The sequence below is a fragment of the Pseudoxanthomonas sp. genome, assembly GCF_027498035.1.
In the GTDB taxonomy this organism is placed as follows: domain Bacteria; phylum Pseudomonadota; class Gammaproteobacteria; order Xanthomonadales; family Xanthomonadaceae; genus Pseudoxanthomonas_A.
The window spans coordinates 3,060,095-3,080,118 of the sequence record NZ_CP114978.1 but is presented as its reverse complement, the minus strand read 5'-3'; the positions used below and the strand labels follow the sequence as shown (position 1 = coordinate 3,080,118).

The window sequence follows — 20,024 nt, the reverse complement described above, 5'->3', positions numbered from 1 at the left end:
GTACAATGCCGGCCATGTTGCTGCGCCGGCTCATTGCCAAACCCACCCGCAGTGTCGAACGCGACACCGTGCTGGTGCCTGCCGAATACGGTGGCGCGCCGATCGTGGTGCAGCGCGTGCGCGATCCGCGCGCACGCCGCATCCGCCTGAGCGTGGATGAACGCGGTGCGCGCCTGACCCTGCCGCTGCGCGCGAGTCTGGTCGCTGGCGATCGTTTCCTGGAGTTGCATCGCGACTGGCTGGTCGAACAGCTGGCGCGCAGCGCGGCGCCCGAGTCGGTGCGGCCGCTGCAGCCGGGCATCACCACCGCACTGCCGCTGCGTGGCCAGGCCGTGCCGCTGCACTGGCAACCCGGTCGCTACACCCGCCTGCAACTCGATGACGACGGCCTGCACCTGCAGTGGCCCGAGCGTGCCAGCGCGGCGATGCTGTCGCGCGCCCTGCACGCGTTCTACGAAGCACAGGCACGCGCCGACATCGGCCGCTGGATGCCACGCCACTTGACCGGGCTGCCGCGCGTGCCCGGGCGCATCCGCTTCAAGATGATGTCTTCGCAATGGGGCTCGTTGAGCCCGGACGGCACGATGGCGCTGGACCTGTCGCTGGTGCTGGCCCGGCCCAGCGCGTTCGAATACGTGCTGGTCCACGAGCTGTGCCACCTGGCCCAGGCCAATCACTCGCCGGCGTTCTGGCATGAAGTGGAACAGCGCTTCCCCGACTGGCGCGCGGAACGTGCCTATTTCCACGAGGAAGGGCGCCTGCTGAAGGCCCAGCTGCGCGCGTTGCTGCAAGCCTGATTAATGACGGGGTCGGTAGGAGCCGGCCCTAGTCTTCGCCCAGAAACCCGCCGATCACCTCGGCCACCGCTTGCGCGTTGTCCATGTGCAGGTGATGGCTGCCGGGCAGCACGAACGTGCGGCCGTGGCGTAGGCGCGCGGCACGCTGGCTGCGCAGCGGCTCGGGGAAATACGGCTGGGCCTGTTCGGCCAGGATCACCTGCGCAGGGCAGTCGATGGATTCGACGATCGCATCGACCTGCGCATGCGTGGCGCGATACAACGACGGCAGCGTCAGGCGCTGGTCGGTGCTCCATACCCAGCCATCGTCCAGCGCGCGCACACCGCGTTCGACCAGCAGGCGCGCGCTGGATTCACTCAGGCCATTGACCTGCATGCGCGCGCGCACCGGCGCGGCCAGACTGGGAAACACGCGCAGGCCGCGCCGCGATTTGGCGCGTGCCGCGGTCATCGCATCACGCATGCGTTCGGGCGCGTGGGCCGGGTCTTCGCCCAGGCCACCCAGTGCCTCGATGCACACCAGACGACGCACGCGCTGCGGACAGGCCGCCGCAACCAGGCTGGAAATCGCTGCACCCATCGAATGGCCCAGCAGCGCGAAGCGCTCCCAGCCCAGTGCGTCGGCGGCGTCCAGCACCGCATTGATCGCCACGTACGGCGAATATTCCGCGCCCGGTCCCAGGTGCGCGCTGCGGCCATGGCCCGGCAGATCCAGCGCGACCACGTCCAGCGGCTGCGGCAACAGTCCCAGCAGCGGCACCCAGCTCGCCGCGTTGTCCAGCCAGCCGTGCAGGGCGACGACTTTGGGACCCTCCGAATCACCGCCGCGCAATGCGTGCAGCTCGCCCAGCGCCGCGGGCAGGATGCATTCGGACAACAACATCAGCGCATCGATCCCAGCTGGCGCTCCAGCATCGCAACCAGCGCGCGCGCGTGATCAGCGGTGTCGTTGAGACAGGGGATGTAGCGCAGCGTGCCGCCGTCGTGCGCGAAGCCTTCGGCGAACTGCATGCCCACTTCCTCCAGCGTCTCCAGGCAGTCCACCGCGAAGCCGGGGCAGACCACGTCGACTGTGCGCAGGCCGCGCGCGGCCATCGCCTTCAGTTCGACATCGGTGGCCGGCTCCAGCCAGCGCTCCTTGCCGAAACGCGACTGGTAGGTCAGCGTCCAGTCGCCCTCACCCAGGCCCAGCGCCTGGGCGATCAACGCGGCACTGCGCTCGCAGCGCTGCGGATACGGATCGCCATTGTTGGCCACGCGCTGCGGCAGCCCGTGGAAGGAGAACAGCAGATGTTCACCGCGGCCGTTGGCCTGGCGCCACCCGGCAATCGAAGCGACCACTGCCGCGATCCAGTCCGGGTCTTCCGCGTAATCCCTGACCGACACCGCCTGCGGGAACGCGGCGTCCACCACGTCCTGCACCGAGGCGGTGGTGGTGGTCGAATACTGCGGATACAGCGGCAGCACGCGCAGCGGTGCGCCTTCGCCCTTGAGCCGCTGCAGCAACGCGCGCAGCGCCGGCTCGCCGTAGCGCATCGCCGGCAACACGCGCCACTGCGGCAACAGCGCCTGCACCTGCGCGGCCAGGCCGGTGGTGTAGACCGCCAGCGGCGAGCCGCCATCCAGCCACACCTTGGCGTACTTCTCGGCCGACCTCGGACTGCGCAGCGGCAGGATCAACCCGCGCAGCAGCGGCTTCCACAGCCAGCCGGGGATGGACACCACCCGCGGATCGGTCAGGAATTCATCCAGGTAACGCCGCACGGCCGACGCAGTAGGCGCCTCGGGCGTGCCCAGGTTGACCAGCAGCAGGGTGCCAGCGGTGCTGGAAGGCGAATGAGCGTGCGTGGATGCGCCGACGGCGGCATCGGAGAAGGCGTGGGGCATGTGCGGCATGATGACAGATGCCCCGCGTGCGGCGGCCCTGGAACTCATCGACGATTCACCCTGCCGTGACTAGGCTCGCGGCGTTGCATGGCGGCGGATGTCATCGCCGCGCACATCGGTTACAACGCCTCATCACCTCCACTGGAGTCGCCCCGCATGACCTTGTCCCGTTTCGCACCGCGTCGCGGTCTGGCCCGCCTGGGCGTCCTGTTGCTGGCCGGCCTGGCCGCCACGCAGGCCTTCGCCGGCACCGAGGTGGACGAACGCGCCGCCGACGCCACGCGTGTGTTGAACGACATCCAGCGCATCCCCGAGGAGTCCATTCCCGAAAAGCTGCTGGACGAAGGCAAGGCGATCATCGTCATCCCCGACTCGCTCAAGGTCGGCCTGGTGTTCGGCGGCCGCAGCGGCCACGGCCTGATGTCGGTCAAGAGCCCCGATGGCACCTGGTCGCAACCGGTGTTCGTCAAGCTCACCGGCGGCAGCGTCGGCTTCCAGGCCGGCGTGCAGTCCTCGGACATCGTCCTGGTGTTCCGCAACGACCGTTCGCTCAACAACATCGTCAACGGCAAGTTCACCCTGGGTGCCGATGCCGGCGTGGCTGCCGGTCCGGTCGGCCGCAATGCCTCGGCCGCCACCGACGGCCAGCTGAAGGCGGAAATCTGGTCGTGGTCGCGCGCGCGCGGCCTGTTCGCCGGCATCGCCCTGGACGGCGCGGTGCTGTCGATCGACAAGGACGCCAACGCCGATGCCTACGGCCCCACCGCGACCCCGCGCGCGATTTTCGAGAACCGCGCCGGCCAGCCCTCGTCACAGGTGGTTTCGTTCCGCGACACGCTGGAAGAAGCCACCGCCAATGCCCGCGCCAGCCGCGGTACCGATGGCCGCCCCGTGGTCACCACCGGCACGCCGACCGCGCCACCGCCGACGGGCATCGCCCCGTCTGTCGAAACCGCACCGATGGGCAGCCATCCGGCCACCACCGAACCTGCGCCGCAACAGGGTTTCCAGCCCGTGCAGGAAGGTGAAATCCGCACCGAGCAGCTGAACTGACTGTTTTATCGGCACCTTTCTGCGCCGACATCGCAAGATCACCGACGCCACCGCCACGTGCGTGCGGTATCCTCAACGCTCATTTTTTCCGACGAGTCCATCATGGGCGGCTTAAGCATCTGGCATTGGATCATCGTTCTGGCCATCGTCCTGCTGGTGTTCGGCACCAAGCGGCTGACCAGCGGCGCCAAGGACCTGGGCAGCGCGGTGAAGGAATTCAAGAAAGGCATGCGTGACGAGGACAAGCCGGTAGCGCGCCTGTCCGACGAAGCACGCAACGCCGAGGAAGCGGCCGCCAAGGACCGCGAGCGCGAACGCAGCGGCGACGACCGCTGACCGCGAGGCAGGTCGTGTCACCCTTCTTCGCGCCCAACTGACGGGCGCCCGCAGTCATGTTCGACGTCGGCTTTCCCGAACTGATCGTCATCGCCATCGTGGCGCTGGTGGTGCTGGGTCCCGAGCGCCTGCCCAAGGCGGCGCGTTTCGCCGGGCTGTGGGTGCGCCGTGCCCGCAACCAATGGGACTCGGTCAAGAGCGAGCTGGAACGCGAACTGGCCGCTGACGAACTCAAGCGCAACCTGCACGACGCGCAGGAAGCCCTGCGCCGGACCGACGAGGCGCTGCGTCGCGGCCACGACGAGGCACAGCGCGAATTCAACGCAACCCGCGACGCGGTCAAGGACTCGGTCCGCGACACCACCGACGCGGTCAGGTCCAACGACACCGCCGCCGATGTCGCAGCGGCTTCCGCACCGGAAACCACGCCGGAACCCGCCACACGCAAAGATCCAGGCGATGAACGGCCACACGCCTGACCACGAGGCTGAAAGCAGCTTGATGGAGCACCTGATCGAACTGCGCATGCGGTTGATCCGGGGCATGGCGGGCGTGGCGATCGTGCTGGTCGTGGCGGTGCCGTTCGCCAAGCGCATCTTCGACCACCTGGCCATGCCGCTGCTGGCCGCGCTGCCGGTGGACCAGGCGCAGAAGATGATCGCGGCCGACCCGACTTCGGGCTTCTTCGCGCCGATCAAGCTGGCGTTCTACCTGTCGCTGTTCGTGGCCTCGCCGTGGCTGATCTACCAGGCCTGGAGCTTCGTCGCGCCGGGCCTGTACAAGCACGAGAAGCGCCTGGCCGTGCCGCTGCTGGTGTCGTCGATCGTGCTGTTCTTCGCCGGCTGCGCGTTCGCCTACTTCGCAGTGCTGCCAGCGGTGTTCCATGCCCTGACCATCTTCACCCCCGACGTGGTGACGCTGGCGCCGGACCCGGCCAAGTACCTGGATTTCGTGATCGTGATCTTCCTGGCGTTCGGCCTGAGTTTCGAACTGCCGGTGGCGATGGTGATCGTGGTGGCGCTGGGCCTGGTCACCCCGCAACAGCTCAAGGAGTCGCGTGGCTACGCGATCGTGGGCGTGTTTGTGATCGCCGCGGTGATCACCCCGCCGGACGTGGTCTCGCAGCTGATGCTGGCCTTGCCGATGTGCCTGCTCTACGAACTGGGCATCCTCGCCTGCCGCTGGGTGCTGCCACGCAAGCGTGGCGACCTGCGCGGCGACCCCAGCGCATAAAGAAAAGCCCGCTTTCGCGGACTTTTTCATTTCATGCGAGTACGCGCTGATCCGTCCTGGTCGGCCGGGTAGATCAAGCGCACCCCGAACCAGACTCCAGGCACCCCCCGCGCCGAACGCGTTTTGCTTACCCGGCGACAGCGCTTGCCAGCAGCACGGGCCGCCGATCAGGCGGCAAAGGTCCCCGGGTTGGACGGCGGCGCGGGCGGCGGCGAAATCCCTCCGCTCACGGCCGAATCTTGACCCTGGCCCAGCAACTGGCGCCAGGCGCTGGTCACGCAGCCACCGAGCAACGGCAGCATCACGCCCATCAGCAGCACGTTGGTCAGCAGCACGCCGATCATCTGCCCGGCCACCATCGATACCGCCAGGCCGAGCAGCTGCACGATCACCAGCAGCGGCACCAGCACGATGAACAGCAGCAGGTAGAACACCACCACCGCCGGCAGGTTATGCAGGCAGGCCCGCAGGCTGTTGAACATCGCTTCACCGCCGCGACGGCCGGCGAAGGTCACATCCGGCACCGCCACGAACACCAGCAGACTGGCCACCAGCGCGCCGGCGATCAGCAGCACCAGCCACAGCAGCAGGCGCCCGGCGGGAAGCTGGGCCACCAGCGCCGGATCAGGTTGACCGCCACTGGCGGCCTGTTCTTCCAGGTGGGCGATCACGGTCTGCAGCTGCTGCACGCCTTCGGTGCCCAGCAGCACCATCAGCAACAGGCCGGCGAACAGCGCCAGCAGCACCTGCGGCAGCAGGGTCGCCACCAGGCTCGGCACGTGGCCACTGCGGAAACCGCCGAACAGATCGCCCGGCTTCACCGGCTGGGCAGCCGCCGCCTTGCGCACCGCGCCCAGCACGCCGGCAAACAACACCGGCGAGGCCAGGCCCAGCAGCAGCTGCAGGAACAGGCCCGGCACCGTGGCCAGCATCATCAACTGCGCGGCCACCAATGACAGCAGCGCCCACAGCGCACCCAGCACACCCAGCTGCAGCGGCGCCTGGCGCAGGGTGGCCAGTCCATCCAGCAGCCATTGCGCACCGGCGCTGGCCGGCACCTTGTTGATCATCGACATCGAAAAATCCGGAAAAAGCCTGCGGGGGGGAACCACTTGGACCGACCACGGGGCGGTCGGTTCAGCGTGCACGCGCCTGGCGGGCGTGACGCACGAAACGGCGCAACAGTGTGCGCGCCTGCGGAGCGGCCGTCACCTCGCGGTTGATCTGGACCGGGCACTGGCCGGTGCTGCGCAGGTGCTCGGCCCGGGCGGCGACGTAGCCGCGCATGTGGTGGGTGGCGAATTCCGGGTGGAACTGCATGCCCCAGACGCGCTCGCCCCAGCGGAAGGCCTGGCAGTCGTCGCGCTGCGAGCGGGCCAGCACCGTGGCCCCTTCCGGCGCGCGCAACACGGTCTGCACGTGGCTGGTGTGGGCGACGAAATCAGCCGGCAGGTGCGCGAACAACGGGTCTTCGAACGCCGGCGGATGCAGGTCGATGCGCACGGTGCCCGATTCGCGCCCGGCCGGGTTGTCCGCCACTTCCCCGCCCAGCGCGTGGGCCAGCAGCTGGTGGCCATAGCAGATGCCCAGCAGCGATGCGCCCTCGTGGGCGGCCTCGCGCAGCCAGCCGGCGGCATGCTCGCTCCAGTCGGCGCGGTCGGTGACCATGGCCGAAGAGCCGGACACGATGATCCCGGCGAAGCCTTGGCGTGACGGCAACGGGTCACCGCGCTCGACGTTGGTGACCACCGTTTCGTGGGCTTCCAGGCCGGCGGCGACGCGGATCCAGTGCGAAAAGCCGCCATGGCGCTTGAGCGAGCGCAGCGGCTGGCCGGTTTCGACAATCAAGAATGGAGCGTTCATTCCCGTGGGGGCAGGACCGAGACAACTTCCTCGATTGTCGTCAGACCACGGGCCACCATGTCAAGGCCCGCATCACGCAGGGTGCGCATGCCCTGGATGCGTGCGGCGCGGGTGAACGCGGCCAGGTCCATGTCGGCGCGGATCATCGCGCGCAGCTGCGGGGTCAGCGGCATCAACTCGTACAGGCCGACCCGGCCCATGTAGCCGGTACGCCGGCATTCCAGGCAGCCGACCGGACCGTGCGGGTTGGCGTCCTCGGGCACGCGACGGCCGGTTTCCAGCAGGATCTCCCACGCGTGGGCCGGCACCGGCGCGGGCGCCTTGCAGTGCGGGCACAGGGTCCGCACCAGGCGCTGGGCCAGCACCCCGGTCAGGGTGGAAGCCACCAGGTAGTGGGCCACGCCCAGGTCGAGCAGGCGGGTGATCGCCGAGGGCGCATCGTTGGTGTGCAGGGTGGACAGCACCAGGTGGCCGGTCAGCGAGGCCTGGACTGCCATCTGCGCGGTCTCCAGGTCGCGGATCTCGCCGATCATGATGATGTCCGGGTCCTGGCGCAGCAGGGTGCGCACGCCGGAGGCGAAGTCCAGGTCGATGTTCTGCTGGACCTGCATCTGGTTGAACTCGGGCGAGATCATCTCGATCGGGTCCTCGACGCTGCACACGTTCACATCGGCCGTGGCCAGCTTGCGCAGCGTGGAATACAGCGTGGTGGTCTTGCCCGAGCCTGTCGGCCCGGTCACCAGCACGATCCCGTGCGGCTGCTCGACCAGCGCATTCCAGCCGGCCGCCTCGGTCGGGCTGAAGCCCAGTTCGGAGATCGGCTTGAACGCGGTATCCGGGTCGAAGATACGCATCACGCACTTTTCACCGAACGCGGTGGGCATGGTCGACAGGCGCATTTCCACCTCGCGCCCGCCGGGCGAACGGGTCTTGATGCGGCCGTCCTGCGGGCGCCGGCGTTCGGCCAGGTCCATGCGGCCCAGCACCTTGATCCGGCTGACCACCGCGGTCATCACCGGCGGCGGCAGTTCGAATACCTTGTGCAGCACGCCGTCGATGCGAAAGCGGATCCGGCCTAGCTCGCGGCGCGGTTCCATGTGGATGTCACTGGCGCGCTGCTCGTAGGCGTACTGCAGCATCCAGTCCACGATCTGGACCACGTGGTGGTCGTCGGCACCGACTTCGCCACCGCCGCCCAGGTCCACCAGCTGCTCGAAGCTGGGCATGATCGCGTTCTGTTCGCGCTCGCGCGTGTCCTTGGCGCCGCGCACCGAGCGGGTCACGCCAAAGAACTCCATCGTGTAGCGATGCAGGTCCAGCGGATTGATCAGGACCAGCTCGATGTTGCGCCGGGTCAGGTGCTGCAGGTCCGGCTTCCAGCTGACCTCCAGCGGTTCGCTGGTGGCGATCAGCACCCGGTCGTGTTCCACCGCCAAGGGCAGGATCCGATACCGGCGCGCGTACGCCTGGCTGATCACCGCGGTCACGCTGGCCACGTCCACCCGGGTCGGATCCACGCGCAGGTAGCGCACGCCCAGGCGCTGGGCCAGCCATTCGGTCAGGCGCTCCAGGCTGAGTTCGCCACCGCTGCTGGCCGCCAGTTTCAGGTTGGCCAGCAGCACCAGCGGATGCACCTCGCTGGCGCTGCGCGCACCGGAGGCCGACATCTGGATGCGGCCGGTGTCGGCCTGCGCCACCAGGCCATCGGCCAGCAGCGCGCGGGTGACCTGGGCGAAGTCCAGCCGGCCCGAGCCCAGCGCGGTGGATTCAGGGGAGAAATCGGCCTTGCGCTGCTGCTCCATCGAAGATCCAAGCCCCTGGCACTGCCCGTGCGGCCGAAGCGGCCACAACACGCTGCGTATACTAGCCCACCCCTTTTTCCGCCCTTCGCCGCATGACTGCCACGACGGCCACCGCCATCACCTTCCAGGGCCTGATCCAGACCCTCAACCAGTACTGGGCCGACCAGGGCTGCGTGCTGATCCAGCCGCTGGACCTGGAAGTCGGCGCCGGTACCTTCCACCCAGCGACCTTCCTGCGCGCGCTGGGCCCGGAGCCGTGGAACGCGGCCTACGTGCAGCCCAGCCGCCGTCCCACCGACGGCCGCTACGGCGAAAACCCCAACCGCCTGCAGCACTACTACCAGTACCAGGTGGCGATGAAGCCCAACCCGGACAACATCCAGCAGCTGTACCTGGATTCGTTGAAGGCGCTGGGCATCGACCCGCGCGTGCACGACCTGCGCTTTGTCGAGGACAACTGGGAATCGCCGACGCTCGGCGCCTGGGGCCTGGGCTGGGAAGTGTGGTTGAACGGGATGGAAGTCACCCAGTTCACCTATTTCCAGCAGGCCGGTGGGATCGAGTGCAAGCCGGTCCTGGGCGAGATCACCTACGGGCTGGAACGCCTGTGCATGTACCTGCAGGACTGCGACAACGTCTACGACCTGATCTGGACCTACGGCCCGGACGGCACGCCGGTGACCTACGGCGACGTGTTCCACCAGAACGAAGTCGAGCAGAGCACTTACAACTTCGAACACGCCAACGTGGAAGAACTCTTCCACCGCTTCGACGCCTGCGAAGCCGAGTCGCAGAAGCTGGTCGAACTCGGCCTGCCGCTGCCGGCCTACGAACAGGTCTGCAAGGCCAGCCATTGCTTCAACCTGCTGGACGCGCGCCGCGCGATCAGCGTGACCGAACGCCAGCGCTACATCCTGCGCGTGCGCACGCTGTCCCAGGCCGTGGCCAAGGCGTATTTCGCCCAGCGCGAGAAGCTCGGCTTTCCAGGCCTGAAGCGCAACGCGAGTCGAGGCCGCGGCGTGATCCTGATCGGCATGTTCGATTCGCCGTTCGTGCGTCGCGTGGCGATCAGCATGACGGTACTCGGCGTGCCGTTCGACCATCGCAACTGGTCCACCGGCCGCGATGCCGAACAGATCCGCGCCTACAACCCGCTAGGCCGGGTGCCGACGCTGGTGCTCGATTCGGAAGACGTGCTGTTCGAATCGTCCGCGGTGCTGGATTACCTGGACGAAGCCGCCGGTGCGGACAAGGCCCTGCTGCCGGCCAGCGGCGCCGAGCGTCGCCATGCGCTGCAGCTGATCGCGCTGGCCACCGGCGTGGGCGACAAGGCCGTGTCGATGGTCTACGAGCGCGTGTTCCGCCCGGAAGACAAGCGCCACGACCCGTGGCTGGAGCGCTGCCGCGTGCAGGTCAGGCAGGCACTGGCTGCACTGGAAGCGCACTGCGCCCAGCGCACAGGCCATGACTGGCTGATCGGCGAGCGCATGACCCAGGCCGACATCACCGTCGCCTGCTGCTGCGCCTTCGCCGCCGAAGCGGTGCCATTCGATCTGTCGCCCTATCCGGCCCTGCAGGCGCGCGTGGCGCGCTACGAAGCACTGCCGGTGTTCCAGCAATTCCACGTGGCGTTCGACGCCCCCAAATCCTGAGCGGATGTTTTTTCCATGGATTCACAGATGCAACCCCTCCTGATCGAACTGGGCACCGAAGAGCTGCCGGTCAAGGCGCTGCCGGGACTGGCCGACGCGCTGTTCGACGGCATCAAGACCGGGCTGGAAAAGCGCGGCGTCGCCGTCGATGCCACCGATGCACGGCCGCTGTTCACCCCGCGCCGTCTTGCCGTGCTGCTGCCGGGCGTATCGGCCGAGCAGCCCGAACAGGCCAGCGAAGTGTTCGGCCCCTACGTCAACATCGCGCTGGACGGTGACGGCCAGCCGACCAAGGCGCTGTCGGGTTTCGCCGCCAAGGCCGGCGTGGAATGGACCCAGCTGGAGCGCGCCACCGATGCCAAGGGCGAGCGCTTCGTGCATCGCGCGACCAAGCCGGGCGCCAGGACCGCCGACCTGCTGCCGGAAGTGATTGCCGAAGCCATCGCCGCCATGCCGATCCCCAAGCCGATGCGCTGGGGTGACCACGACTACGCCTTCGCGCGGCCGGTGCAGTGGCTGGTGGTGCTGCTGGGCGATGCGGTGATCGAGATGCCGCTGATGGGCATCGCCGCGGACCGCATGAGCCGCGGCCATCGCTTCGAACACGACAAGCCGGTGTGGATCGGCACGCCGGGCGACTACGTCGCGGCGCTGGCGGCCGCGCACGTGCTGGTCGATCCGCAGCAGCGCCGCACGCGCATCATCGAGCAGGTGGAAAACGCGGCGCGTGGCGTGGGCGGCGATGCCCGCATCACCGACGACAACCTGGAACAGGTGGTCTGCCTGACCGAATGGCCCAGCGCGATTGCCTGCAGTTTCGAAGCCGAGTTCCTGGCCGTGCCGCAGGAAGCGCTGATCGAGACGATGGAGATCAACCAGAAGTTCTTCCCGGTGCTGCGCGACGGTAAGCTGACCGAGCATTTCATCGGCATCGCCAATATCGAATCGCGCGATCCGGCCCAGGTGCGCGCCGGCTATGAGCGCGTGATCCGTCCGCGTTTCGCCGATGCCAAGTTCTTCTTCGACGAGGACCTCAAGCAGGGCTTGGTGTCGATGGGCGATGGCCTGAAAACCGTGACCTACCAGGCCAAGCTGGGCAGCGTGGCCGACAAGGTCGCGCGCGTGGCCGCGCTGGCTGAAGTGATCGCGCAGCAGGTTGGTGCCGATGCTGTGCAGGCGCGCCGCGCCGCGCAGCTGGCCAAGAACGATCTGCAGTCGCGCATGGTCAATGAATTCCCGGAACTGCAGGGCATCGCCGGCCGCCATTACGCCATTGCCGCAGGCGAATCGTCCGAGGTCGCGCTGGCCATCGACGAGAGCTACCAGCCGCGCTTTGCCGGTGACGATATCGCCCTGAGCCCGTTGGGCAAGGTGCTGGCCATTGCCGAACGCTTGGACACGCTGGCCGGTGGCTTCGCCGCGGGCTTGAAGCCGACTGGCAACAAGGACCCGTTCGCGCTGCGCCGTAATGCGCTGGGGCTGGCGCGGACGGTCATCGAAAGTGGATTTGATCTGGATCTCGGAGAACTACTGGTCGCAGCGGAGATTCCTGTTGCTGCGCTCGCAGCTGCACGTGGTGCTGCTGATGCAAAGATCGCAGAGGGCAGCAACAAAGCTAGCGTCGCAGTTGGGGTTGTCCGTGGCGTTCTCGCGGCAGACCTCTACGACTTCATCCTCGACCGCCTCCGCGGCTACTACGCCGACAAGGGCGTGACCACCACGCAGTTCAACGCCGTGGCCGAACTCAAGCCGGCCTCGCTGTACGACTTCGACCGCCGCATCGAAGCCATCGCCACCTTTGCCGCGCTGCCCGAAGCCGCTGCATTGGCCGCGGCGAACAAGCGCATCGGCAACATCCTGCGCAAGGCCGAAGGCGAGGTGGAGATTCCGCACAGCATCGACCACGCCCTGCTGACCGACCCGGCCGAACTCGCCCTGGGCGAAGCGGTGGCCGCCGCATTGGGCGATACCGACGATGCCCTGCACCGCCACGATTACGTCAAGGTGCTCTCGCGCCTGGCGCTGCTGCGCGATCAGGTGGATGGCTTTTTCGACGGCGTGATGGTCAATGCCGAGGACCCGGCCGTGCGCGCCAACCGCCTGGCGCTACTGCAGCGCCTGCATGGCCGCTTCGGTGCGGTGGCCGACATCGCCCAGCTGTCCGCATGAGATCACGCGCGCAGGATGCGCGCCATCATGACGCCTTAACCCGGCCTGTCGGGATCGCCGGGTATGCTGCGGTCATGCGCTTTCCCCACCCGTTCGCCATCGCCGCCGTACTGTTCCTGATACCCGCGACGTCGATGGCAGCGGCCATCGTCGACAAGGTCCAGATCAAGGGCCTGGACGAAGACGACGACATCCAGCGCGCGATGGCCGAGAACATCCGCGTGGCCCTGACGCTCAACGATGCGCTGGGCACCCGCCTGGGCGAAGCCCGGCTGGAATACCTGATGGAACAGACCAGGGACGAGGCCGCCGGCGCACTGGAACCGTTCGGCTATTACTCGCCCACGGTCGAGGTCACCTCGCAGCGCCTGAGCGCCGCCGAGGTCGCCGGGATCGACAAGGAAAAGAAAGGCAGCACGGCCAAGGACGCGCAAAACCAGGACAGCACCGCGGACGCGGCCAGTGCCGCAACCGGCAATGTGCAACGCGACGGCAGCGATGCCGATGGCAAGGTGACCACGTCCGTCGCACCGGCCAACCCCGCCAACGGCACGGACAGCGCCACCGGGCAGGCCACCGCAGCCGCGGCATCGACCACCGGCAGCGCATCGCGCCAGCGCACGCCAGCCGACCACATGACCGTCACCGTGACGGTGACCCCGGGCGAACCGGTCCGCGTCCGCGATGCCGACATCCGCATCGATGGTGAAGGCGGCAACGACAGCTACCTGGCCCAGGACCTCAAGGATTTCGCGCCGGCGCAAGGGGCCGTGTTCGACCACCAGACCTACGAGGCCAGCAAACTGAAGATCGTGCGCCGGCTGGCCGAACGCGGCTACCTGGATGCGGACTTCGAAACCCGCAAGGTGGAAGTCACCCGCGCCCAGCACGCGGCCGACATCGACCTGTCCTGGATCAGCGGCATCCGCTACGACATGGGGCCGACCCACTTCAACCAGACCTACTTCCGCCCGGGCCTGCTGGACCAGCTGGTGTACTGGGATGAAGGCAGCTACTACCACCAGGGCAAGCTGGACCGCCTGCGCCAGTCGCTGGTGTCGCTGGACTACTTCAGCAACATCGATATCCAGCCCAACGTGGACAGCGCGGTCGATGGACGCGTGCCGATTGAGGTGAACCTCAAGCTGGCCCCACGCACCGTCTACCAGTACGGCGTCAGCTACGGCACCGAATACGGCGCCGGTTTCCTGGCCGGCGTGGAGCGGCGTTACGTCAACTCGCGCGGGCACAAGCTCAAGACGCTGCTGGACTACGCGCAGAACCGCAAGTCGCTGACCACCACCTATCGCATTCCCGCGTTCAAGTGGCTCGATGGCTGGTACGCGGGCACCGCGCAGCTCTATGACGAACAGACCGATTACATCGACACCCGCCGCATCGAACTGATCGCCAGCCGCAGCGGGCAGCTCAACGAGAACTGGACGGCCACCGCGTCGATCCATGCGCTGCGCGAGCGCTGGAAGCTGGAACTGACCGACGACGACGGCGATGGTGCCGAACGCGCGGCGCCCTACCGCTATGCGACCTACGTGTACCCGCAGCTGGAAGCCAAGTACGTCAACGTCGACGACCGCCTGTTCCCGCGTAGCGGCATCTCCGCCACCGCGACCCTGCGTGGCGGCCTGGAAGGCGCCGGCTCGGACACCAATTTCGGCCAGATCCAGCTCATCGGACGCTGGTACAAGGGCTTCGGCCTCAACGACCGCCTGCTCGTGCGCGGCGAAGTCGGCCAGACCTCGGTCGCCTCGCAGGATGCACTGCCGCCGAGCCTGCGGTTCTACGCCGGTGGCGACAACAGCATCCGCGGCTACCAGTACCGCGAAGTCGGTCCGCGGGTGAAGACCGAAGGCGGCGAATATTCGGTCGGCGGCAACAAGCTGATCACCGGCAGCGTCGAGTACGAGCACTACTACAAGGGCGGTCCGTTCGGCGGCGCGGTGTTCGTCGATTCGGGCAGCGCCTACAACGACTCACCGGACTTCAAGACCGGCGTGGGTTTCGGCGTGCGCTACAAGTCACCCATCGGCCCGGTGCGCATCGACATCGCCCACGGCTTGAATGATCCCGATTCGATCGTGCAGCTGTACCTGAGCATCGGAGCCAATCTGTGAGCCGGCGCCCCTCGGACGCGCTGACGCCGGAAGCGCGCGAAGCGCGCATCGCCGAACTTCGCGCCCAGCGTCGCGCGCGCATGCGCAAACTCGCACTGCGCAGTGCGATCGGCATGGGCGTGGTGGTGGTCGGCCTGCTGGTGGTGCTGTACTGGCTGCTGCAGACCGTGGCTGGCCGCGATGTGCTGCTGGCGCAGATCACCGCGCGCCTGCCGGCCGGTTCCACCTTTACCTACAGCAGCGCCGAAGGCCCGGTGGCCGGGCCGCTGACGCTGCGCGACGTGCACTTCCACCTGGATGACATCGACTTCACCGCCAGGCGCGTGACCCTGGACCCGGACCTGCGCCCACTGCTGGGCAAGCGCCTGCGCCTGGACACGATGGAAGTGGAGTCTGCCGTGCTGGACATGCCGCCCAGCCCGGACGAACCGTTCGAGCTGCCGCGCTGGCCCGACGTGCTGCCGCAGATCGAACTGCCGATCAACATCCAGGCCGACACGCTGGTGGTCGACGGCTTCCGCTACACCTCCGCCGGTAAGACCGTGATCGATGTATCCAGCGCGCGCGGCGGCATCGATATCGGCGACGGCTATGCCGAAGCGACTGCACTCAAGCTGCGCAGCAACCTGGGCAATGTCTCGGTCGATGGCCACTACCGTCCGGGCAAGCGCTACGCCACCGACCTGACCGTGTCGGCTGGTTTCCCCGCGCCACGCGGCAAGACCCCGGCACGGCTGGGACTGGTCGCACGCGGCGACGTGCGCCACATGGAAGTCGCCGTCGGCGGCAACGCACCGGCGCCGGTGAAGCTCCATCTGGACGTGCGCGGCGCGAGCAAGCCGGACTGGGCGCTGCTGGCGGTGAGCAAGCAGTTGGACCTGTCGCTGTTCGGCGTGGGCGCGGCCGATGCGGCGCCGCTGGCATTCGACCTGCAGGCCAGCGGCACCGACGGTGGCGCGGCCATCAGCGGCCAGGCCAGGCAGGGCGACAACCTGGTGGTGATCGAGCCTTCGCACGTGCGCATCGACGGCACCACGCTGACCGTGCAGCCACTGGCGGTGCAGCTGCTCGGCGGCCGCATCACCCTGCGCGGGCACGCCGATTTCGAGAACACCGAAGACCCCACCTTCAAGTTCGCGGTGAACGCGCGCGACCTGAAATGGGGCGAAGCCGACCAGCGCATCGACGCCAACGCCGACCTGGGCGTGGCCGGGCGCAAGGCGCACTGGGTCGCGATCGGCAAGGCCGACCTGGCCCGCGGCAAGGACACGGCCAAGGTCGATTTCGACGGCCGCGGCGACCTGGAAAAAGTCCTGCTGAAAACCCTGCAGGCGACCACGCCGGCTGGTTCGCTCGACGTCACCGGCCAGGTCGGCTGGGCACCGCAGCTGGCCTGGGACGTGCAAGCCGACCTGAGAGACTTCGACCCCGGCTATTTCGCCGCCGGCTGGAATGGCGCGGTCACCGGCACGCTGGCCAGCCAGGGCGCCGCGCGTGATCCGGCCGCGGGCAAGGGCGATGGCTTCGATGCCACGCTGGACATCCCGCAGCTGGGCGGCCGCCTGCGCGATCGCAAGCTGGCCGGCAGCGGCCATTTCAACCTGCATGGCCTCAATGGCGACGGCAAGCTGGACCTCACTCTGGGCAGCAGCCACGTGCAGGCGCAGGGCAAGGTCGCAGATACGCTGGACATCGACGCGCAGCTCTCGCCGCTGCAGCTGGCCGACCTGCTGCCCAAGGCCACCGGCAACCTGTCCGGCACGGTCAGGCTGACCGGCCCGCGCAACGCACCGACCATCGATGCCGACCTGTCCGGCAACGCATTGAAGTACGACACCTACACCGCCGAATCGATCAGCCTGCGTGGCCACCTGCCGTGGACCGGCCACGGTGGTGAGCTGGCCCTGCGTGGCAGCGCCGTACAGGCCGGCCTGCTGCTGGACAAGCTCAGCGTGGACGCACGCGGCGCGATCCAGGACCTGCAGCTCAACGTGCAGGCTGACAACCCGATGGCCTCGTTGACCCTGGCCGGTTCCGCGCAGCAAAAGGGCGAGAGCCTGGTCCGGCGCGCTGGAGACCCTGCGCATCGTGCCGTCCAAGGGCGATGCCTGGGCACTGACCCAGGCCGCGCGCTTCACCCAGGCCGGCAGCGCCTTCACCCTGTCCGACAGCTGCCTGGCCGGCGGCGATGGCGGCACCCTGTGCGTCTCGGCCGACTGGCCACGCAACGGCGTGAGCGCGCATTCGGACAAGCTGCCACTGACACTGATCCAGCCATGGCTGCCGCCCAGCGACGGACGCCCGCTGACCTTGCGCGGTGATCTGACCCTGGACGCCAACCTCAAGCCGCAGGGCAATGCCTGGCAGGGCCAGGTGCACATCGCGTCGATGGAAGGCGGCCTGCGCATGGGCAAGAACACGCGCGGCGAAGTCGTCCACTACGACCACTTCAGCATCGACGTGGACATGACCCCGGAGCACATCCATGGCCGCCTGGGCACCGGCTTTGCCGGCAACGGCTTCGTCGATGCCACCTTCGAGACCGGCTGGGACGACTTCGCCCCGCTCACCGGCAACGTCTACCTCTACAACGACCGCCTGTTCTGGCTGGAGCTATTCTCACCCGACCTGGTCCGCCCGCAAGGCAAGTTGAAAGGCCATGTCGGCATCGCCGGCACGCGCGGCCAGCCGCTGCTCAGCGGCGAGGCCGACCTGTCCGACTTCACCGGCGACCTGCCTGCGCTGGGCATCACCCTGATCGAAGGCAAGGCCTCGCTCACCGCGCTGGCCGACGGCACCGCCAAAATCGCCGGCAGCATGAAATCGCAGTCGGCCACCGGCGGCGAGGCCACCGGCGGCACGCTCGACATCGATGGTTCGCTGGGCTGGCAGGGCGAGGACGAGCCACTGCTGTTCAAGGTGCGCGGTAACAATTTCCTGGCCTCCGATACCACCGAGCTGCGCGCGGTGATCGCACCGGACATGACCATCGCCCTGCAGGGCAAGGTGCTGGGCGTGGGCGGCAAGGTCAGCGTGCCTTCGGCCAACATCAACCTGGAGAAACTCAGCGAAGGCGTGTCCACGTCCGAAGACGTGGTGGTGCTGGACCCGGCCGATCCGGAAGCCGGCGGCAGCTCGCTGCTGAAGCTGGACCTGGCGGTCAACCTGGGTGATGACGTCAAGCTCAAGGGCTTCGGCCTGGAAGGTTCGCTGCAGGGCGACATGAGCGTGCATTCGCGCGCCGGCCGCGCCATGTCGGCCACCGGCCAGCTCAACGTGGACGGCCGCTACACCGCCTACGGGCAGAAGCTCAGCATCACCCGTGGCCAGCTGAGCTGGAGCAACGACGATGTCGATGACCCCAACATCAACATCCGCGCCGAACGCGAAGTGGTCAGCGCCAATGTCACCGCCGGCATCGACGTCACCGGTCGCGCCAGTGCGCCGCGCGCCAGCGTCTGGTCCAACCCGGAAACCTCCGAATCCGATGCCCTGGCCTACCTGGTCCTGGGCCGCAGCCTGAGCACCGCCAGCAGCGAGGAAAGCGCACAGGTCAGCGCGGCTTCTTCGGCGCTGTCGGCCGGTGCCGGCCTGCTCGCTTCGCAGCTGGGCGCCAAGATCGGCCTGGACGATGCCGGCGTGCTGGAATCGCGCACCATGGGCAGCTCGGTGTTCGGCGTCGGCAAGTACCTCACGCCCAAGCTCTACGTCAGCTACGGCGTGGCCATGGTCGGCTCAGGCTCGGTCGTCACCCTGAAATACCTGATGCGCAAGGGCTTCAACGCCGAGCTCGAATCGTCCACCGTCGAGACCCGCGGGTCGCTCAACTGGCGCAAGGAAAAGTAAAAGGCAGAAGGAAGCCGATAGCGGCAACGCCCGGCGACCAGGCGTGCCGTTGACAGCAGCATGCAGGTCCTGAATATTCCGCGGGCGCCCCGCCTTGAGGGCCAAGGCCTCGGAGAAGATATGGAAATCCTTGAGTTAGTTCTGGCTGCCGCCGGAGCGGTCGGGCTGTTCATCGGCTATCGCAAGAACAGCCGCAATGTGCTGTTGGCATCGGCACTCGTCCTGAGCTGCGCGTTCGGGCTGGCGGACTTTTCTTCCGGTTTCCGCGATGGCTTTCAGCACTCCGTCGCCAGGCAGCTTTAAGGCGTTGTCCACACATTGATTCGAACCACGCCCGCGGTGCGGCTTGACTCAGGCACCGGGGGTTTTCATGAGGCAAGCCAATGGGTGACCCCTACAACTCCAATCCCGTACGCCCTTCCCTGACCGTGCTCAGCGACGCGATGGTGACCTCGGCGCTGGAACTGCCGGGTTACCGCTTGACCCGAAGCCTCGGACTGGTGCGCGGTCTGACGGTCAGGTCGCGCTCGGTCGTCGGCAATTTCCTTGGCGGGATCCAATCGCTGTTTGGCGGCAACATCACCATCTACACCGCGCTTTGCGAGCAGGCGCGGCAGGAGACCTACCAGGAGATGGTGCAACACGCCCGCCACCTGGGCGCCAACGCGATCATTGCGGTCCGGTATGACGCCACCGAACTCATGGCGGGCCTGACCGAGGTCCTGTGTTACGGCACGGCGGTTGTCGTCGAACCACACAACGCCTAGCCACGCATTCACGCCGGGACCGCCTTGCGGACTGGATCAGTTCGGACAAACACCATGCGCAAGGGTTTGGGAACAGCACTGAGATTCGGGGTCCTCGCGTTCCTCGGGCTTGGACTGGTTGCTGCATTTTTCACCACCACGCCAAAGCCGTGGGCATTGACGCTGTTCGGAATCGGCCTGGGCTGTATCGCCGGACGCCTGCGCGCACGCGCAACCACGGCGGGGTTGCCCGCACGCACGGCCAATCTCCTCGGCTGGCTGTGCGGCATCGGGCTGCTGGTCCTGGCGATGGCGTTTGCCGAAGACATGTTTCTTGGCGCCTGGGCCGCCAGCGTGTCCGGATACCTGTTGGCAGACCGCGCGCTTGCCTTTCCAGCCGCCGACCGCAGGGCGCGGATAGCAGCAGGTGTTCCGATCGATCGCACCTGACCGCGGGTCCAATCCGAATGCCGCTTCGCGACGTTGCAGCATCAGCGAAGGTCTAAGC

At 67.6% G+C, this 20,024-nt stretch carries 18 protein-coding genes and 1 pseudogene; 14 read left to right on the top strand and 5 right to left on the bottom strand.

What is annotated here, in order from left to right; genetic code table 11:
- Positions 1–5 precede the first annotated feature (5 nt).
- Positions 6–797: a M48 family metallopeptidase gene (locus O8I58_RS13375; RefSeq protein ID WP_298316935.1), complete on the top strand. Its 792-nt coding sequence runs from the start codon at positions 6–8 to the stop codon at positions 795–797.
- Between the two features lie 28 nt (positions 798–825).
- Here the strand turns inward: O8I58_RS13375 and O8I58_RS13370 are convergent, their stop codons facing one another.
- Positions 826–1,680: an alpha/beta fold hydrolase gene (locus O8I58_RS13370; RefSeq protein ID WP_298316934.1), complete on the bottom strand. Its 855-nt coding sequence runs from the start codon at positions 1,678–1,680 to the stop codon at positions 826–828.
- Positions 1,680–2,684: a ferrochelatase gene (gene hemH, locus O8I58_RS13365; RefSeq protein WP_298316933.1), complete on the bottom strand. Its 1,005-nt coding sequence runs from the start codon at positions 2,682–2,684 to the stop codon at positions 1,680–1,682. Before hemH ends, O8I58_RS13370 begins: the two co-directional genes overlap by 1 nt.
- A gap of 156 nt (positions 2,685–2,840) precedes the next feature.
- On the opposite strand from hemH, the gene O8I58_RS13360 reads away from it, so the two are divergent.
- From O8I58_RS13360 to tatC, 4 genes are all read left to right on the top strand, one after another.
- Entirely contained in the window at positions 2,841–3,737 is an 897-nt protein-coding gene (locus O8I58_RS13360; RefSeq protein ID WP_298316931.1) for a lipid-binding SYLF domain-containing protein, read from the top strand.
- 102 nt (positions 3,738–3,839) lie between these two features.
- Positions 3,840–4,073, top strand: coding sequence for a Sec-independent protein translocase subunit TatA (gene tatA, locus O8I58_RS13355; RefSeq protein WP_298316928.1), 234 nt, complete (start codon positions 3,840–3,842; stop codon positions 4,071–4,073).
- 56 nt (positions 4,074–4,129) lie between these two features.
- Positions 4,130–4,552 carry a Sec-independent protein translocase protein TatB gene (gene tatB / locus O8I58_RS13350; protein WP_298316925.1) on the top strand — a complete coding sequence of 141 codons (423 nt, stop codon included), beginning with the start codon at positions 4,130–4,132 and terminating at the stop codon, positions 4,550–4,552.
- Positions 4,533–5,306: a twin-arginine translocase subunit TatC gene (gene tatC / locus O8I58_RS13345; protein ID WP_298316922.1), complete on the top strand. Its 774-nt coding sequence runs from the start codon at positions 4,533–4,535 to the stop codon at positions 5,304–5,306. The genes tatB and tatC overlap by 20 nt, the downstream gene beginning before the upstream one ends.
- 167 nt (positions 5,307–5,473) lie before the next feature.
- On the opposite strand, the gene O8I58_RS13340 is transcribed toward tatC, so the two are convergent.
- The 3 genes from O8I58_RS13340 to O8I58_RS13330 form a co-directional block, all read right to left on the bottom strand.
- Positions 5,474–6,382 carry a BPSS1780 family membrane protein gene (locus tag O8I58_RS13340; protein WP_298316919.1) on the bottom strand — a complete coding sequence of 303 codons (909 nt, stop codon included), beginning with the start codon at positions 6,380–6,382 and terminating at the stop codon, positions 5,474–5,476.
- 61 nt (positions 6,383–6,443) lie between these two features.
- Positions 6,444–7,169, bottom strand: a complete 726-nt coding sequence (locus tag O8I58_RS13335; protein ID WP_298316917.1) for a glutamine amidotransferase — start codon at positions 7,167–7,169, stop codon at positions 6,444–6,446.
- Positions 7,166–8,971 (bottom strand): GspE/PulE family protein, encoded by a 1,806-nt coding sequence (locus O8I58_RS13330; protein ID WP_298316915.1) that lies wholly within the window; start codon positions 8,969–8,971, stop codon positions 7,166–7,168. Before O8I58_RS13330 ends, O8I58_RS13335 begins: the two co-directional genes overlap by 4 nt.
- 92 nt (positions 8,972–9,063) lie before the next feature.
- Between O8I58_RS13330 and glyQ the strand changes: the two are divergent.
- The 9 genes and pseudogenes from glyQ to O8I58_RS13285 form a co-directional block, all read left to right on the top strand.
- A pseudogene (glyQ, locus tag O8I58_RS13325) lies at positions 9,064–9,969 on the top strand (glycine--tRNA ligase subunit alpha); the annotation flags it as partial.
- Positions 9,970–10,005: 36 nt separating this feature from the next.
- Complete coding sequence (locus O8I58_RS13320) at positions 10,006–10,623, top strand: glutathione S-transferase family protein (protein WP_345781341.1); 618 nt, start codon at positions 10,006–10,008, stop codon at positions 10,621–10,623.
- A 15-nt stretch (positions 10,624–10,638) separates the two neighbouring features.
- Positions 10,639–12,792, top strand: a complete 2,154-nt coding sequence (gene glyS / locus O8I58_RS13315) for a glycine--tRNA ligase subunit beta (protein ID WP_298316913.1) — start codon at positions 10,639–10,641, stop codon at positions 12,790–12,792.
- A gap of 74 nt (positions 12,793–12,866) precedes the next feature.
- Positions 12,867–14,924: an autotransporter assembly complex protein TamA gene (locus O8I58_RS13310; RefSeq protein WP_298316912.1), complete on the top strand. Its 2,058-nt coding sequence runs from the start codon at positions 12,867–12,869 to the stop codon at positions 14,922–14,924.
- Positions 14,921–17,245 carry a translocation/assembly module TamB domain-containing protein gene (locus O8I58_RS13305; protein ID WP_298316909.1) on the top strand — a complete coding sequence of 775 codons (2,325 nt, stop codon included), beginning with the start codon at positions 14,921–14,923 and terminating at the stop codon, positions 17,243–17,245. Before O8I58_RS13310 ends, O8I58_RS13305 begins: the two co-directional genes overlap by 4 nt.
- Positions 17,246–17,312: 67 nt before the next feature.
- Positions 17,313–18,770, top strand: a complete 1,458-nt coding sequence (locus O8I58_RS13300; RefSeq protein WP_345781340.1) for a translocation/assembly module TamB domain-containing protein — start codon at positions 17,313–17,315, stop codon at positions 18,768–18,770.
- Positions 18,771–18,830: 60 nt separating this feature from the next.
- Positions 18,831–19,073: a hypothetical protein gene (locus O8I58_RS13295; protein ID WP_298316906.1), complete on the top strand. Its 243-nt coding sequence runs from the start codon at positions 18,831–18,833 to the stop codon at positions 19,071–19,073.
- Positions 19,074–19,153: 80 nt separating this feature from the next.
- Positions 19,154–19,537, top strand: coding sequence for a YbjQ family protein (locus O8I58_RS13290; RefSeq protein WP_298316903.1), 384 nt, complete (start codon positions 19,154–19,156; stop codon positions 19,535–19,537).
- Between the two features lie 54 nt (positions 19,538–19,591).
- A complete protein-coding gene (locus tag O8I58_RS13285; protein ID WP_298316900.1) occupies positions 19,592–19,966 on the top strand; it encodes a hypothetical protein in 375 nt (124 codons plus the stop codon).
- Positions 19,967–20,024 lie beyond the last annotated feature (58 nt).

Coding starts and splice junctions, on each gene's coding strand:
- O8I58_RS13375 (WP_298316935.1), top strand. CDS start 6: ATGCCGGCCATGTTGCTGCGCCGGCTCATTGCCAAACCCACCCGCAGT.
- O8I58_RS13370 (WP_298316934.1), bottom strand. CDS start 1,680: ATGTTGTTGTCCGAATGCATCCTGCCCGCGGCGCTGGGCGAGCTGCAC.
- hemH (WP_298316933.1), bottom strand. CDS start 2,684: ATGCCCCACGCCTTCTCCGATGCCGCCGTCGGCGCATCCACGCACGCT.
- O8I58_RS13360 (WP_298316931.1), top strand. CDS start 2,841: ATGACCTTGTCCCGTTTCGCACCGCGTCGCGGTCTGGCCCGCCTGGGC.
- tatA (WP_298316928.1), top strand. CDS start 3,840: ATGGGCGGCTTAAGCATCTGGCATTGGATCATCGTTCTGGCCATCGTC.
- tatB (WP_298316925.1), top strand. CDS start 4,130: ATGTTCGACGTCGGCTTTCCCGAACTGATCGTCATCGCCATCGTGGCG.
- tatC (WP_298316922.1), top strand. CDS start 4,533: ATGAACGGCCACACGCCTGACCACGAGGCTGAAAGCAGCTTGATGGAG.
- O8I58_RS13340 (WP_298316919.1), bottom strand. CDS start 6,382: ATGTCGATGATCAACAAGGTGCCGGCCAGCGCCGGTGCGCAATGGCTG.
- O8I58_RS13335 (WP_298316917.1), bottom strand. CDS start 7,169: ATGAACGCTCCATTCTTGATTGTCGAAACCGGCCAGCCGCTGCGCTCG.
- O8I58_RS13330 (WP_298316915.1), bottom strand. CDS start 8,971: ATGGAGCAGCAGCGCAAGGCCGATTTCTCCCCTGAATCCACCGCGCTG.
- O8I58_RS13320 (WP_345781341.1), top strand. CDS start 10,006: ATGTTCGATTCGCCGTTCGTGCGTCGCGTGGCGATCAGCATGACGGTA.
- glyS (WP_298316913.1), top strand. CDS start 10,639: ATGGATTCACAGATGCAACCCCTCCTGATCGAACTGGGCACCGAAGAG.
- O8I58_RS13310 (WP_298316912.1), top strand. CDS start 12,867: ATGCGCTTTCCCCACCCGTTCGCCATCGCCGCCGTACTGTTCCTGATA.
- O8I58_RS13300 (WP_345781340.1), top strand. CDS start 17,313: ATGGAAGGCGGCCTGCGCATGGGCAAGAACACGCGCGGCGAAGTCGTC.
- O8I58_RS13295 (WP_298316906.1), top strand. CDS start 18,831: ATGCAGGTCCTGAATATTCCGCGGGCGCCCCGCCTTGAGGGCCAAGGC.
- O8I58_RS13290 (WP_298316903.1), top strand. CDS start 19,154: ATGGGTGACCCCTACAACTCCAATCCCGTACGCCCTTCCCTGACCGTG.
- O8I58_RS13285 (WP_298316900.1), top strand. CDS start 19,592: ATGCGCAAGGGTTTGGGAACAGCACTGAGATTCGGGGTCCTCGCGTTC.